15 protein-coding genes are annotated in these 15052 nt (G+C 65.3%); 4 read left to right on the top strand and 11 right to left on the bottom strand.

Translation table 11 applies throughout. The features are described 5' to 3' along the window. Positions 1-467: 467 nt before the first annotated feature. A complete protein-coding gene (locus CDN36_RS16520; RefSeq protein ID WP_287497307.1) occupies positions 468-1523 on the top strand; it encodes a transglycosylase SLT domain-containing protein in 1056 nt (351 codons plus the stop codon). A gap of 149 nt (positions 1524-1672) precedes the next feature. On the opposite strand, the gene CDN36_RS16515 is transcribed toward CDN36_RS16520, so the two are convergent. The 4 genes from CDN36_RS16515 to ribBA all read right to left on the bottom strand — a co-directional run bounded on the left by CDN36_RS16515 (position 1673) and on the right by ribBA (position 5242). Continuing rightward, the gene (locus tag CDN36_RS16515) at positions 1673-2875 is read right to left on the bottom strand and encodes a pyridoxal phosphate-dependent aminotransferase (protein WP_150556524.1); all 1203 of its coding nucleotides are present in this window, start codon (positions 2873-2875) and stop codon (positions 1673-1675) included. Positions 2876-3016: 141 nt separating this feature from the next. Then, positions 3017-3478, bottom strand: a complete 462-nt coding sequence (gene nusB / locus CDN36_RS16510) for a transcription antitermination factor NusB (RefSeq protein ID WP_150556525.1) — start codon at positions 3476-3478, stop codon at positions 3017-3019. Continuing rightward, the gene (gene ribH, locus CDN36_RS16505) at positions 3478-3990 is read right to left on the bottom strand and encodes a 6,7-dimethyl-8-ribityllumazine synthase (protein ID WP_150556526.1); all 513 of its coding nucleotides are present in this window, start codon (positions 3988-3990) and stop codon (positions 3478-3480) included. Before ribH ends, nusB begins: the two co-directional genes overlap by 1 nt. Positions 3991-4120: 130 nt before the next feature. Beyond that, positions 4121-5242, bottom strand: coding sequence for a bifunctional 3,4-dihydroxy-2-butanone-4-phosphate synthase/GTP cyclohydrolase II (gene ribBA / locus CDN36_RS16500; RefSeq protein ID WP_150556527.1), 1122 nt, complete (start codon positions 5240-5242; stop codon positions 4121-4123). A gap of 239 nt (positions 5243-5481) precedes the next feature. Here ribBA and CDN36_RS16495 point away from each other — a divergent pair, with 239 nt between their 5' ends. Both CDN36_RS16495 and CDN36_RS16490 read left to right on the top strand, forming a co-directional pair. Next, entirely contained in the window at positions 5482-5814 is a 333-nt protein-coding gene (locus CDN36_RS16495; RefSeq protein WP_150556528.1) for an ArsR/SmtB family transcription factor, read from the top strand. A gap of 2 nt (positions 5815-5816) precedes the next feature. After that, positions 5817-6317: an SRPBCC family protein gene (locus CDN36_RS16490; protein WP_150556529.1), complete on the top strand. Its 501-nt coding sequence runs from the start codon at positions 5817-5819 to the stop codon at positions 6315-6317. 43 nt (positions 6318-6360) lie between these two features. Here CDN36_RS16490 and CDN36_RS16485 read toward each other — a convergent pair whose 3' ends face one another. Further along, positions 6361-7251: a LysR family transcriptional regulator gene (locus CDN36_RS16485; protein ID WP_287497306.1), complete on the bottom strand. Its 891-nt coding sequence runs from the start codon at positions 7249-7251 to the stop codon at positions 6361-6363. Positions 7252-7389: 138 nt separating this feature from the next. On the opposite strand from CDN36_RS16485, the gene CDN36_RS16480 reads away from it, so the two are divergent. Continuing rightward, entirely contained in the window at positions 7390-8583 is a 1194-nt protein-coding gene (locus CDN36_RS16480; protein ID WP_287497305.1) for an MFS transporter, read from the top strand. A gap of 102 nt (positions 8584-8685) precedes the next feature. Here CDN36_RS16480 and CDN36_RS16475 read toward each other — a convergent pair whose 3' ends face one another. The 6 genes from CDN36_RS16475 to CDN36_RS16450 form a co-directional block, all read right to left on the bottom strand. Further along, positions 8686-9387 (bottom strand): ABC transporter ATP-binding protein, encoded by a 702-nt coding sequence (locus CDN36_RS16475; protein WP_150556531.1) that lies wholly within the window; start codon positions 9385-9387, stop codon positions 8686-8688. Further along, positions 9387-10154 carry a high-affinity branched-chain amino acid ABC transporter ATP-binding protein LivG gene (livG, locus tag CDN36_RS16470; RefSeq protein ID WP_150556532.1) on the bottom strand — a complete coding sequence of 256 codons (768 nt, stop codon included), beginning with the start codon at positions 10152-10154 and terminating at the stop codon, positions 9387-9389. Before livG ends, CDN36_RS16475 begins: the two co-directional genes overlap by 1 nt. Next, positions 10151-11425 carry a high-affinity branched-chain amino acid ABC transporter permease LivM gene (locus tag CDN36_RS16465; protein WP_287497304.1) on the bottom strand — a complete coding sequence of 425 codons (1275 nt, stop codon included), beginning with the start codon at positions 11423-11425 and terminating at the stop codon, positions 10151-10153. The genes livG and CDN36_RS16465 overlap by 4 nt, the downstream gene beginning before the upstream one ends. A gap of 8 nt (positions 11426-11433) precedes the next feature. Further along, positions 11434-12357 (bottom strand): high-affinity branched-chain amino acid ABC transporter permease LivH, encoded by a 924-nt coding sequence (gene livH / locus CDN36_RS16460; protein ID WP_150556534.1) that lies wholly within the window; start codon positions 12355-12357, stop codon positions 11434-11436. 104 nt (positions 12358-12461) lie between these two features. Then, positions 12462-13574, bottom strand: coding sequence for a branched-chain amino acid ABC transporter substrate-binding protein (locus CDN36_RS16455; protein WP_287497303.1), 1113 nt, complete (start codon positions 13572-13574; stop codon positions 12462-12464). A gap of 510 nt (positions 13575-14084) precedes the next feature. After that, complete coding sequence (locus tag CDN36_RS16450; RefSeq protein WP_287497335.1) at positions 14085-14990, bottom strand: LysR family transcriptional regulator; 906 nt, start codon at positions 14988-14990, stop codon at positions 14085-14087. Positions 14991-15052 lie beyond the last annotated feature (62 nt).

The following is a 15052-nucleotide window of genomic DNA, read 5'->3' as shown; positions in this document are numbered from 1 at the left end:
GGTGAGGCAGGGCATTTTACCGGTCGAGGCGGACGAACGTCACGGCAAAACCGCCGTTACAAATTACTTTTAGTAATTATTTTTAGTATTTATAGTATTGACGGTTTATATGTGACTGCTACAATCCGCCCGTTGAATCCAGAAAGGCGGCTTTGACGACGGGTAGGCCGACCCGCGTGAGCTTAGCGACAACTACAACATCGACGTGGATTTTCAGTGGCTGGTTTTCTCACCGAGGTCGGGAAACCAGTGTTTTAGGAAGCAGCGCGAGCGATAGCTCGTCAGCGCCGGGGACCTGAACAGGTCGGCGCGCTGCGGCGGTACCGGCATCGTCCATGACAACACGATGCGCCGCCTTGTCCATATGCCGTAAATGAGCGCTTCACGGGATGCCTGGCGGGCATACCGGCTCGTTTCCTTACGCCGCGGGGCCACCCCGTGGTGACGGCGTAACCGGAGTACGTAGTATGAAGAAGTCTGGTTTATCACCCTGGCTACTGGCCGCTGTCGGAGCGCTTCGTGCGCGCGGCGCGGCGACGGTAGCCGCGGCTCGCCGCGATTGGCGTCGCCTCGCATGGCACGGCGGTCGTGCTGGACTGTATGCGTCCAGCGCGGTCGGTCTGGTGGCCGTGGTCGGCACGCTGGCGTTGTGGGCCCGACCGGCCTGGCGCGCCGATCTGGCGTCGCGCGTCGGTCCGCTGCTCGAGGCAGCCACCGGTTCGGCCGACGCGACCGCCGGCCCGGGCGCCAACGGCAACGTCGTTGCAAAGGGTTCCCCGTCCGATTCGGCGATGATGGCGCAGGCCGCACAGCATGTGCCGTCCGCTGCCGTGCTTGCCGCGTATATCCCGAACCAGCGCGTAGCCGCCGATGCGCGAGCCACCAAGGCGCTGGACACCCGCGAGCAGATCGCCGTGGCCGACTATCTGGCCCGCCGCTATCGGGTCGCGGGCGATGTCACGGGCAATCTCGTCCGCGCAGCGTATTCGACCGGCAAGGAAGTGGGCCTCGATCCGCTGCTGCTGCTGGCCGTGATGGCCATCGAATCGGGCTTCAATCCGTATGCGGAAAGCACGGTGGGCGCCCAGGGGCTCATGCAGGTGATGTCGAAGGTCCATCAGGACAAGCTGGAATATTTCGGCGGTCCGGAGGCAGCGCTGCATCCGCTCGCGAACATCAAGGTCGGCGCCCTGATCCTGAAGGAATGCATCGCGCGCGGCGGTTCGCTCGCCGGCGGCCTGCGCCTGTATGTCGGCTCGACCAGCGCGGGGGATGGCGGCTATGGCGCCAAGGTGCTCGCCGAGCGTGATCGTCTGCGCAGCGTGGCCATGGGGCGCAAGGTTTCGCCCAATGCGCCGCAGGCGCCGGTGATCGTGAGCTCGGCCAAACCGGTGACGAAGCCGGTCGCGGCGGACAAGGCCGACGACACGACGCAAGCCTCGCCGGCGCCGGCAGCCGCCACGCCGACGGGCAAGGCGGCTGCGGCCAAGCCGCTCGAAGCCGACGACAGCACGGCTGCCTGAGCGAGATCGGCGGCGCCTGCGCATCGCGGCTCCAGCATCGCGGGTTGAGCATCGCGGGTTGAGCATCGCGATTGCAGCCAACAAAAAACCCATCGAATCGCTTCGATGGGTTTTTTGCTTTCCGGCGCGTTGGCGCGTTGGCTTGCGCTTCAGTTCGCCGCGAATACTTTCCCGATGCGCTCCATCGCCTCGTGTAGTTGTTCGAGCGACGTCGCATACGACAGTCGGATGTACTGGCGCGGTTGCGCGAACCCGAAGTCGAGTCCCGGCACCAGCACCACGTCGGCCTGCCGCAGCAGCGACTGGGTGAGGCGATCGCTGTCGGCGGCGTCCGGATGCGACACGCCCGTGCAGTCGGCGTAGACATAGAACGCGCCGTCCGGCATGACCGGCACCTTGAAGCCCAGACGCGCCAGAGCCGGCACGACGAAGTCGCGCCGCTGGCGGAAAGCGTCCTTGCGGGCTTCGTAGATGGCGAGGGTGTCCGGCAGAAAACATGCCGTTGCGGCGCGTTGCGCCACGGCCGACGGGCAGATGAACAGGTTCTGCGCGAGCTTCTCGAAGGTCGGCACCAGCGATGGCGGCACGACGAGCCAACCCAGGCGCCAGCCCGTCATGTTGAAGTACTTCGAGAAACTGCTCACGACGAGCACGTCGTCTCCGAAGGACAGCGCCGTCGTCGGCTTGCCATCGTAAGACAACCCCTGATAGATCTCGTCAACGAGCGTGAAGCCGCCCCGTGCGCGCACGGCGGACACGATGCGCGCCAGTTCGTCCGCTTCGATCGACGTGCCCGTCGGATTCGACGGCGAGGCAAGCAGCACGCCCTTCGTCGCCGGCCCCCAATGCGACTCGATGCGCGCCGCCGTCAATTGGAACCGCTCGGCAGGCCCGGAGGGAATCAGAACCGGCTTGCCGTCGAAGGTCGAGACGAAATGCCGATTGCAGGGATAGCACGGATCCGGCATGAGGACTTCGTCGCCCACGCCCACCAGCGCCGCGCAGGCGAGCACGAGCGCGGCGGAAGCCCCTGCTGTCACGACGATGCGAGACGGATCGACGTCCACGCCATAGAAACTGCGGTAGTAGCCGGCGATGGCTTCGCGCAGCGCGGGAATGCCCATGGCGCCCGTGTACTGCGTGCGTCCGTCGCGCATGGCCTTCGCGGCGGCTTCGATGACGGCCTCGGGCGCCGTGAAATCCGGCTCGCCTATGCCCATGTGGATCACGCGATGGCCGGCCTTTTCACGCAGCGCAGCCTGTTTGGCGAGCTCCATTACGTGGAAGGGGGCAATATCGTCGACGCGTTGCGCCAGTGTCAGCGCGGGAGCGAGGTCGGGCGTGCGGTCCATGATGTTGTCGGGGAGGGGGCGAAAGAGGTTACGGGAAGGGGGCGACGGCGGCGTCGCCCCGTCTGCGGCCCGGGTGCGGCCGGTGCGCCGCCCACCGTCGCGTTGGGGTGGGCGCCGGGCGCGTCAGGGGCGCTAGAGGCGTCAGGCGCTTTTGCCGCGGCCGCCGTTGCGATTGGCTGCGTTGGCAGCGACTTCATCCGGGCGCACCTCGGCGGCAAACTTGTCGAGCACGCCGTTCACATAGCGGAAGCCCTCGACGCCGCCGAAGGTTTTGGCCAGTTCGACGGCCTCGTTGATCACCACGCGGTACGGAATGTCCAGATGGTGGATCAGCTCGTAGGCGCCGATCACGAGCACCGCGTGTTCGACCGGCGAGAGTTCGGCGGCCGGGCGGTCGAGGTACGGCTGCAGGCGCTGCGACAAGGCGTCCGCTTCACGGATGCTGCCATGAAGCAGCGCGTCCAGGTGGGCGCGGTCGGCCTTGTCGTAGCCGGGGGTCGTGCGCAGATGCGCATCGATCTCCCCCGCGTGAGCGCGCGAAAGCAGCCATTGATACAAGCCTTGCAGCGCAAATTCGCGTGCGCGGCGGCGGGCACTCTTCATTACCGATCTTCCTCTTCTTCGTTTTCTTCCAATGCGTCGTCGTCGCCGAAAAACTGATCGACGCTTTCGAGCAGATTGGCCATTTCCACTGCCACCCGGGCCGCGTCACGACCCTTTTCCGCGGCGCGCACTTCCGCCTGCGCATCGTTTTCGGTCGTCAGCACCGCATTGGCGATGGGAATGCCGAAATCGAGACCGATGCGCGTGATGCCGGCACCGCTCTCGTTCGATACCAGCTCGAAGTGATACGTTTCGCCGCGGATCACCGCCCCGAGCGCGATGAGGGCATCGAACTGGCCGGTCTCGGCGAGCTTTTGCAGCGCCAGCGGAATTTCCAGGGCGCCGGGCACGGTGACGAGCAGCACGTCGCTCTCGTCGACGCCCAGGCGCTCGAGCTCGGCCACGGCGGCATCGCGCAGCACCGTGCAGAACGCGTCGTTGAAACGCGCCTGGACGATACCCACACGCAGGCCTTCACCGTCGAGTTCCGGCTCCAGTGTTTCGATCTTCATAATGGGCTTCCTTTAAAAAGTGCCGTCCCAGGCGGTGCGACCAACAGGAGGCCGGCACGCCCGAGACAGGCAATGCTCGGCAAGGTGGCGCCCCGCCGGCATTGGCGGCGGGGCGCAGATACGGGATTGCTCAGGCGGCGTCGGCGCCGGGCATCGGCTGGAAACCGGTGACCTCGAGGCCGTAACCCGCCATGTTCGGAATCTTGCGCGGGCTGGAGAGCACCCGCATTTTACCGACGCCCAGCTCGCGCAGGATCTGCGCGCCAACGCCATGCGTGCGGAAGTCCACCGGGCGACGCTTCGCGCGCGCGACCTTCTGCGTTTCGTCGAGCGCTTCGAATTGAGCGAACAGGTGCTCGGGCGTTTCCACGCAATTGAGCAGCACGACCACGCCCTTGCCGGCCTCGGCGATGGCCTGCATGGCCCCGGCGAGCGTCCAGGAGTGGGTCGAGACACCGGTCTCGAGCAGGTCGAACACCGACAGCGGCTCGTGTACGCGCACCAGCGTCTCGTCGGCGGGCGTGGGCGTGCCGCGCACCAGCGCCAGATGCGGATTGCCGCTCGGCTTGTCGCGGTAAAGCGTGGCCTGGAACGGACCCCATGCGGTCTGCATCTCGCGCGTGGCGACCGTCTCGATCATCGATTCGGTGCGGCTGCGGTAGTGGATCAGATCGACGATGGTGCCGATCTTGATGTCGTGCTGCTCGGCGAACTCCAGCAGCTGCGGCAGACGCGCCATCGTGCCGTCGTCGTTCATGATCTCGCAGATCACGGCCGCGGGCGTGAGGCCGGCCATGGCCGTCAGGTCGCAACCGGCCTCCGTGTGGCCGGCGCGCACGAGCACGCCGCCGGGCTGCGCCATGATCGGGAACACGTGTCCAGGCTGGACGATGTCTTCGGGGCGCGCGTCGCGCGCGATCGCCGTCTGCACCGTGTGGGCGCGATCGGCCGCCGAAATCCCCGTCGTCACGCCTTCGGCCGCCTCGATCGACAGCGTGAAGGCCGTGCCGTATTGCGTGCCGTTGCGATAGGTCATCAGCGGCAGGTTGAGCTGCTTGCAGCGCGCCTGCGTGAGCGTGAGGCAGATCAGCCCGCGACCGTACTTCGCCATGAAATTGATGGCCTCGGGCGTGGCGAACTCGGCCGCCATGACCAGATCGCCCTCGTTCTCACGATCTTCCTCGTCGACGAGGACTACCATGCGGCCGGCCTTCAGCTCGGCAATGATTTCTTCTGTAGTGGCCAACGGCATAGCGGGCAACGCGGGGGCTGAATTTGGAAAGGCTCTATTCTACGCCAAGCCGGTGTCCGGCAGCGGCCGAATCTCTTGCCGCGGCAGCCTGACGACGTCGGGCAATGCTGTTTCAGGCGCCGTCCGAATCGAGGGCGGACGGATCGCCCCCCGAAATGCGACATCGATATCGCCATCGTCGGAACATTCTGAAAACAAAGGCATTGACCTAAGTGATATCCGGCTCTATAGTTAGGTACATGACTAACCAATCGATACCGCTCGATCGTATTTTCCAGGCGCTGTCGGACCCGACGCGCCGGGCGGTCGTCGAGCGTCTCACGCTGGGGCCGGCGTCGGTGAGCGAGCTGGCGCGTCCGTTCTCGATGGCGCTGCCGTCGTTCTCGCAGCATCTGAACGTGCTGGAGGAGAGCGGTCTGGTGGTCTCGCGAAAGCAGGGCCGCGTGCGCACGTACTCGCTCGAGACCGAAACGCTGGCCGGTGCGCAGGACTGGCTGCAACGGCAGCGCGACACATGGACGCGCCGCCTCGATCAGCTCGACAACTACCTGTTACAGATGAAGGAGACGTGAACATGAGCCGTGCCAATCTTTTCTCCGTCGACCCGAAGCTCGACCTCGTGCTCGAGCGCTACATCGACGTGCCGTGCGAGCGCGTCTGGGCCGCGTGGACGCAACCCGAGCACATCAAGAAGTGGTTCACGCCAGCGCCCTGGAAAACGGTCGACTGCGAGCTCGATCTACGCCCGGGCGGCTTGTTTCGCACGGTGATGGCGTCGCCCGAAGGTCAGCAGTTTCCGAACGACGGCTGCTATCTGGAAGTCGTCGAAAATTCGCGCCTCGTCTGGACCAACGCCATGTTGCCGGGCTTTCGTCCCGCACCGCCGCCCGCGACCGATCACTGCGGCAGCTTTCTGTTTACCGCGGCGGTGCTCATGGAGGCGCACGGCAAGGGTACGCGCTACACGGCGATGGCAATTCATCGCGACGAGGCCGCACGCGCCCAACATGAGGCGATGGGCTTTCACGAAGGCTGGGGCAAGGCGCTCGATCAGCTGGTCGAATTGATGCAGTAAGGCGGGCGCGGCACGGCGGAGCGCAGCTTACCCGCTCTCGCCGTCACGGCGCAAACAGATGCTCGGCGGTGAAGTCGACGAAGGCACGGATCTTCGGCGACAGGTGGCGGCTCGATGGCCACAGTACGTGGAACACCATTTCCTGCGCCGTGTACTCGTCGAGCACGGTCACGAGGCTGCCCCGTTGCAATTGAGCGCGAACGGCAATTTCAGGCACGCACGCGACGCCCAGTCCCTGCTCGGCGAAACACACCTGCGGATCGAGCGTATTCGTCACCATGCTGGGAGGCAGTTCGATCGCGGGCGTCTCGCCCGACGGGTTGCCCAGCGGCCACACGTCGAGCTTGCCCGTGCTGGGGTAGCGATAGAGCAGACAGGCGTGCTGCGCCAGGTCTTCCGGGCGGCGCGGCGTTCCGGCCACGGCGAAATAGGAGGGTGAGCCCACGACGACCTTGCGGCACGTGCCGAGCCGTCGCGCAATGAGCCGCGAGTCGCTCGGCGGCCCGGTGCGAATCACGGCGTCGAAGCCTTCCTCGATGACGTCGACGAGCCGGTCCGAATAATCGATGTCGAGCTCGATGTCCGGATACTGCCGTTTGAAATCCCCCAGCTTCGGCATGAACACGGTCCCGACGGACGGCAGGCTGATGCGCAGCTTGCCGCGCGGGGCTTCGCGCGTTTGCATCAGTTCCGCTTCGGCCGATTCCACTTCGCAGAGAATGCGCCGGCAGCGCTCGAGGAACATCGCGCCCTCGGGGGTGAGCGTAACGGTCCGCGTAGAGCGGTGAAACAGCCGCACGCCGAGCCGCGCCTCGAGCCGGGCGATGGCCTTGCTCACGGCCGACGCCGAAATGCCCAACTGGCGGCCCGTCTCGGTAAAGCTGCGCGACGTGCAGACGCGAACGAACGCATCGAGCGATCCCAGATTCTCCATCCGACATTCCCTATTGATGACTTTGGTGTCACAAATATTTTGCACTGTAGCCTGTTTTTCTTCGATACGGAGGTCGGCACCATGGCGATGTGTCGCCCGACGGGCGTTGGAATGGTCTGGAATCGAGGAGAAGCGTTCATGAATGAATTGACGGCAGGCGCATTGCCGAAGGATGTGGAGCGGTTGCCCCTCGGCGGGCTGCTCGCGCTGGCCATGGCAGCCTTTATCACGCTGCTGACCGAGATCATGCCGGCGGGCTTGCTGTCGTCGATCGCCCGAGGGCTCGACGTGACGGACAGCCTCGCCGGCCAGTTCATCACCGCTTACGCGGCCGGCGCGCTGGTGGCGGCGATCCCCGTCACGGCGCTCACGCAAGGTGTGCGGCGGCGCGCGTTGCTGCTGAGCGCGATCGCCGGCTTTGCCGTCGTGAACCTGGTGACGGCGCTCTCGGGCTGTTACGCCGTATCCCTGGTTGCCCGATTCCTTGCCGGTGTGTTCGGCGGCATCGTATGGTCGCTGCTGGCAGGCTACTCGGTACGGATGTCGCCGGCGCGCTACGCCGGACGCGCCATTGCGATCTCCGGGGCGGGCGCGACGGCCGCACTGGTGCTCGGTGTACCCGCGGGCACCTTGCTGGGACGTGTGATCGGCTGGCAGGGGGCGTTCGGTTTGATGTCAGGGCTGTGCGCGCTGCTGATTGCGTGGGTGCTGGCCGTCGTCCCCGATTTCCCGGGGCAGTCGCGGCAGCAGCGCCATGCGCTCGGCAAGGTGATCGCGATGCCCGGCATCCGGTCGGTACTGTTTGTGGTGCTCACCTTCGTGGCGGCTCACAACGTCCTCTACATCTACATCGAGCCGTTCCTGCAGCCGTCGGGCCTGTCGGCGAGCGTCGGCGCCGTGCTCTTCGTCTTCGGGGCCGGCTCGATCATCGGTCTGTGGATCGCGGGCGCCATCGTTGACCGCGAGTTGCGGGTGCTGACGGTGTCCGGCCTCGCAATGTTCGGTCTGGCCGCCCTGCTGCTCGGCCTGTGGGGGCACAACCCCCGCGTGGTGTACGTGGCGGCGCTTGTGTGGGGCCTCGCCTTCGGCGGCTTCTCGACGATCACCCAGACGGCGCTTGCCCGTCTTGCGGGCGATGCAATGGACGTTGCGCAGTCCGCCTACGTGACCGGTTGGAACATCGCGGTTGCGACGGGCGGCGTTCTGGGCGGCATGCTGCTCGATCGCGCCGGCTCCGGCGCGTTTGCATGGGCGATGATGGCAATGCTGCTGACGTCGTGGGCAGCCACGGTGTTCGGCATGAACCGGGCGCTCTCGTCGCGCTCCGCGTGAGCCGGCGCCGGCGATAAAAAAAGACGTGCCCATGGGCACGTCTTTGTCCTCCAGCGCCAGCGCGTGGCACGCGCTGTGGCGTGCCCGCATCAGCTGCTTGAATCAAGCGCCAAGATAGGCGCGCTTGATGTCGTCGTTGGCGAGCAGGTTTTGCGCGGAATCGGCCAGCACGACGCGGCCGGTCTCGAGAACATAACCGCGATCGGCCACATGCAGCGCCTTGTTCGCGTTCTGTTCGACGAGGAATACCGTCACGCCTTCGTCGCGAATGGCTCGAATGATGTCGAAGATCTGGGCGATCACGAGCGGGGCGAGGCCAAGCGTCGGTTCATCGAGCAGCAGCAGGCGCGGACGGCTCATCAGCGCTCGGCCGATCGCCAGCATCTGCTGCTCGCCGCCGGACATCGTGCCCGCGCGCTGCTTGCCGCGCTGCGCAAGCCGCGGGAACAGCTTGAAGACATGCTCCATGCCGGCATCGATGTCTTCCTTCGAGGCGAAGAACCCGCCCATCTTCAGGTTCTCGATGACGGTCAGGCTCGGGAACACGCGCCGGCCTTCCGGCGAAATGGCGAGCCCCATGCGCATGATCTCGTGCGTGGGGCGGCCGGTGATGTCGTGGCCTTCGAATGTCACGCGCCCGCTCGAGGCGCGCGGCGTGCCGCACACCGTCATCATGAGCGTGGTCTTGCCCGCGCCGTTGCTGCCGATGAGCGTGACGATCTCGCCCTTGTTCACTTCGATCGACACGCCCGAGAGCGCCTCGACGGCCCCGTAGTGGGTGTGGATCTGTTCCAGCTTGAGCATTATTCCTCTCCGAGGTAGGCCTTGATGACGCGCGGGTCGTTGCGCACCTCGTCGGGCTTGCCGATCATGATCGGCTTGCCGTGTTCCATCACGAGAATCCGATCGGAGACGCCCATCACGAGACTCATGTCGTGCTCGATGAGCAGCACCGAGATCCCGAACTCGTGGCGCAGATTGTCGACGAGCTGCTGCAGCTCGATCTTCTCCTGCGGGTTCAGGCCGGCGGCCGGTTCGTCGAGCATGAGCAGACGCGGCTCGGTGATCATGCAGCGCGCGATTTCCAGGCGGCGCTGATGACCATACGAAAGCGTGCCCGCTTCGCGGTTGGCCACCGCCGTGAGGCCCAGGCGGTCGAGCCACGCCTTGGCGCGCTCCAGCGCCGTGCGCTCGGCGCGACGGAACGCTCCCGTGGAGAAGAGTCCCTGCAGGAAGCCGCTGTGCACGCGCATGTGCTGCGCCACGAGCAGGTTTTCCACGACCGTCAGTTGGCGGAACAGGCGAATGTTCTGAAACGTGCGCACCAGACCGCGCCGCGCGACCATGTGGCTTGGCAGACCGGTGATGTCGTCGCCGTCGAGCGTGATCGACCCGCTCGTGGGACGGTAGAAGCCGCCCACGCAGTTGAACACCGTGGTCTTGCCGGCGCCGTTCGGGCCGATGATCGCGAAGACTTCGTTCTTGCGGACGTCGAACTCGACGCCGTCGACAGCCAGCAGGCCGCCGAAGCGCATCTGCAGGCCGGAGAGTTTCAACAGTTCTGCACTCATTGCGGCAACTCCACATGCGGGCGGGTGGCGGGCAACAGGCCCTGCGGACGCCACATCATCATCAGCACCATCACCAGACCGAAAATCAGCATGCGGTATTCGGCGAAGTCGCGCGCGACTTCCGGCAGGATCGTGAGCAGGATGGCCGCGAGAATCACGCCGATCTGCGAGCCCATGCCGCCGAGCACCACCACGGCGAGAATGAGCGCCGATTCGATGAACGTGAACGATTCGGGCGTGACCAACCCCTGCCGGGCCGCGAAGAACGCGCCGGCCAGGCCCGCGAACGACGCCCCCAGCGTGAACGCCGAGAGCTTGATGCGGGTCGGGTTCAGGCCCAGCGAGCGGCATGCGATTTCGTCTTCGCGCAGTGCTTCCCATGCGCGGCCGATCGGCATGCGGATGAGGCGGCTCGTGACGAACAGCGTAAAGCCCACGAGGGCGAAGGCGAGCAGGTACAGGAAGATGACCATGTGCGAGCCGCTGTAGTCGAGCCCGATCAGTTCGTGGAAAGTCTTCGCACCCTCGACGCTGGAGGAGCGTGCCATTTCGAACCCGAACACGCTCGGCTTCGGAATGCCCGACACGCCGTCGGGACCGCCCGTGATGCTGGTGAGGTTGTTGAGCAGCAGGCGGATGATTTCACCGAAGCCCAGCGTCACGATGGCCAGATAGTCGCCGCGCAGGCGCAGCACCGGGAAGCCGAGCAGAAAGCCGAAAGTGGCCGACATGAGCGCGGCGATCGGCAGGCATTCCCAGAACGTGAAGCCGAAGTACTGGTTGAGCAGCGCATACGTATAGCCGCCTACCGCGTAGAAGCCGACGTAACCGAGGTCGAGCAGGCCGGCGAAGCCCACCACGATGTTCAGGCCAAGGCCGAGCACGCAGTAGATGAGGGCGAGCGTCGCCACGTCCACCGCACCGCGCGAGCCGATGAACGGCCACACCAGACCGACGGCGAGCAGCACCCACATCGCGCTCAACTGCTGCCGGCGGCCCAGGGCGGGCACGCTCGGCACCTTGATCGCGCGCGTGGAGCGCAGCAGCAGCGGCTTGATCAGCTGGAACACGAAGACGACGGCCGCGGCGATCCAGACGGGGCGCCAGTGTTGCTCCAGCACGACCTTGTAGCCTTCGAGCTTGAGTTGCAGGCCCAGGATAGGGGCCGTGAGAACGATCGTCATGAGCGCGGAGATGACCGCGCCCTTGAGCGTATCGCCTGCCGGCGCGCGTTGTGCGGTGCCGGACTTTAGCGTGAGTTGTTGTGTCATGGTCGACCTCAGACTTTCTCGACGTCGGGCTTGCCCAGCAGGCCGGTCGGGCGGAACAGCAGCACGAGCACTAGCAGGCAGAAGGCCACGATGTCCTTGTACTCGGAGGGCATGTAGCCCGAGGCGAGGGTCTCCGCCAGCCCGAGCAGCACGCCGCCGAGCATGGCGCCGGGAATGCTGCCGATACCGCCGAGCACTGCCGCGGTAAACGCCTTGATGCCGGCGATGAAGCCGATGTACGGATTGAGCTTGCCGATGGTCAGGCCGATCAGCACGCCGCCCACGGCCGCGAGCATGGCGCCGAGCACGAACGTGAACGAGATCACGCGGTTCGTGTCGATGCCGAGCAGGTTGGCCATGCGCATGTCCTCGGCGCAGGCGCGGCAGGCGCGGCCCATGCGCGAGTTGGCGATGAACAGCGTGAGCAGGATCATCAGCGCGACCGTCACGCCCACGATCAGCATGCGAGCATAGGGAATGGTCACCGTGAACTCGCCCATCGGAATGTCGATGGCGCCGGAGATCAGCATCGGCACGGAAACGTCACGCGCGCCCTGGCCGATCTGCACGTAGTTCTGCAGGAAGATGGACATGCCGATCGCGGAGATCAGCGGTCCGAGGCGAGGTCCGCCGCGCAGCGGGCGATACGCCACGCGCTCGATCGCGAAACCGTAAAGGCCCGTGACCAGCACCGACACCAGCAGCGCCGCCCCGAGCACGAGCGGCAGGGGGTAGCCCGCTGCGGTGCCGATGGCAGTCAGTGTGACGAGCCCGACATAGGCGCCGATCATGTAGATCTCGCCGTGGGCGAAGTTGATCATACCGATGATGCCGTAGACCATTGTGTAGCCAATGGCGATCAACGCGTAGATCGCGCCCAGCGTCAGGCCATTGACCAGTTGCTGGGCAAGCTGTGGGAAAAAATCGTTCATGCGGGAAGCCTCGCGACGAGCGGGGGCCGAACGCGAATGCGCGCCGCCCGCCAGAGGCGGCGGGCGGCAGGGGGTGATTCGCTGGCCGGTAAAGCGTCAGGGAATCAGTTGGCGGCGGTCTTGGTGGCGTCCTTGTGCCAGGTGTAGACCACGAACTTGAACGACTTCAGGTCGCCCGCCGCGTCATACGCGACCTTGCCGATCGGGGTGTCGAACGTGTTCGCGTGCAGGTACTTGGCCACCTTCTCCGAGTCCGTGCTCTTGGCGCCGGCGATGCTCTTGGCGATCAGTTGCACGCCCGTGTAGGCCGGCATCTGGAACGGGCCGTTCGGATCGCGCTTGGCGTCGGCGAAGGCCTTCACCAGCTTGGCGTTGGCCGGATCGGCGGCGAAGTCGGCCGGCAGCGTGACGAGCATGCCTTCCGAGGCCGGGCCGGCAATTGCCGTCACGTCCTTGTTGCCCACGCCTTCCGGTCCCATGAACGTGGCCTTCACGCCTTGTTCGCGTGCCTGGCGCAGCAACAGGCCCATTTCCGGGTGGTAGCCGCCGAAGTACACGAAGTCCACGCCTTGCGACTTGAGCTTGGTGATCACGGCCGAGTAGTCCGAGTCGCCGGCGTTGATGCCTTCGAACAGCACGACCGGGATCTTGGCGGCGTCGAGGTCCTTCTTCACCGAAGTGGCGATGCCCTGGCCATACGACTGCTTGTCGTGCAGCACGGCGACCTTCTTCGGCTTGACCTTGTTGATGATGTACTGCGCGGCGGCCGGGCCCTGCTGATCGTCGCGGCCGATGGTGCGGAAGATGAAGTGGCGCTTCTTGCCTTCGGTGAGCTGCGGCGCCGTGGCCGACGGGGTGATCATCACCACGCCTTCGTTTTCATAGATGTCCGACGCCGGGATGGTCGATCCCGAGCACACGTGCCCGATCACGTACTTGATCTTCTGGCTGACGATCTTGTTGGCGACGGCGACAGCCTGCTTCGGCTCGCATGCATCGTCCATCATCACGGCTTCGAGCTTGTTGCCGTTTGCGCCTCCTGCGGCGTTGATTTCCTCGATCGCGGTCAGCGCGCCGGCCTTGACCATGTCGCCGTATTGCGCGACCGAGCCGCTGAACGGGCCGGCGATGGCGATCTTGACGGTTTCGGCATTGGCAGCCGTGCCGATCACGGCGAGGGCAGCGGCGACGAACAGGGATTTGTGACGGAACTGCATTGTGGACATCTCCTTGATTTGTATTTTTTGACTACCCGAGCGTGCGGGGTCTCGATCGACTGCTGAACCTGTCGGAATTTGATCATTCTTGCCAATTCAGGCGCGAACGATGCGCCATAGTAGCGTAATACGACGTTAATTTGGAACAGATGTGCGGAAGGCCTTCGAGACCCGCATGAATAAAGGATTTCAAAAGGGTCGGAAGCGGGAAATAAGAGTCGTCACACGGCTTCTCGGTAGTACTACGCAGATCGCGAAATGCGCATCCATGCGCCTTCGGCATAAATCGGGGACACGATGAATCCCGGCCATCGGCGCCGAGCCGGGCGGGAATCAGGACATTTTGGATACAATCCGCGCGCCAGGGGTATCCAATTCGCCCGCTTTGCATCCGATCCGGCATGGGCGGCATGAGGAGATATGGGCGATTCGTATGCTGCGCAGCCGCAGCCGCAGCCGCAGCCGCAGCCGCAGCCGCAGCCGCAGCCGCAGCCGCAGCCGGGGCTGTCGTCACATGGCGAGCGCGCGGCGCTGGGTCCGCGACTGGCGGATGAGCGCCAGAAACGCTGCCAGAATCGGCGAGTCGTCGTCGCGCCGATACATGCAGTTCAGTTCGATGGAGCGCAGGTTCGGTGACTTCAGCGGCCGGTAGACCACGCCGGGCAAGCGCAGGTTTGCCGCCGACTCCGTGGTCACGCATACGCCGAAGCGGCTCGACACCAGCGCCATCGACGTCACCACGTCCTCCACTTCCTGCTCCACGCGCAGCGTCACGCCCTCCGCGCGAAAGGCCGCGGCCACCTCTTCGGCGAGGCCGGGCACCGGCGCGTTCGGATAGAGGATCATCCGTTCGTTCTCGAGATCGGCCAGGCTGAGCGTGGCGCGCTCGCACAGCGGATGCCCTTCGAAGAGCGCCACGAGAAACGGCTCGCGATGAATCCAGTCGACGACCAGGTCCGGCTCGTCCGGGATCAGGCGATTGAAGCCGATGGCGATGCGACGCTCGCGCAACGCGGCAATCTGCTCGGTCTTCGAGAGGTTGTGCAGGCCGATCTTCACCTCGGGCCGCTCGGTATGGAAGCTCGCGAGCAGCCGGGGGATCACGTTGAGAATGCCGGAGCTGAAGATGCCGACGTCGAGCCGCCCGATATAGCCCAGGCCGGCCAGCCGCGTCTGCTCCTGAGCGCGGCGCGTGAGTGCGAGGATGTTCGGCACTTCGGCGAGCAGCGTCTGTCCGGCTGCGGTCAGCGTGGCGCCCTTGGGCGTGCGCACGAACAGCGGTGTGCCCAGTTGCGCCTCGAGTGCGTGGATGTGGCGCGTGAGCGGCGGCTGCGCCATGTTCAGTCGCTCGGCCGCGCGTCCGAAATGCCCTTCCTGCGCCACGGCCAGGAAGTAGCGCATTTGCTTGATGTCCATGAAATCCTCGTTGCCCTTTGCGCAGCTTTGCAGCAGCGTGTGTGCGGCTCGCGTGCGACGTG

The organism is Pandoraea sp. CB10b_02, from assembly GCF_002216225.1.
GTDB classification, from domain to species: Bacteria; Pseudomonadota; Gammaproteobacteria; order Burkholderiales; family Burkholderiaceae; genus Pandoraea; species Pandoraea nosoerga.
The sequence above is the reverse complement of the archived record's forward strand: the minus strand, read 5'-3'. Positions and strand labels throughout refer to the sequence as shown.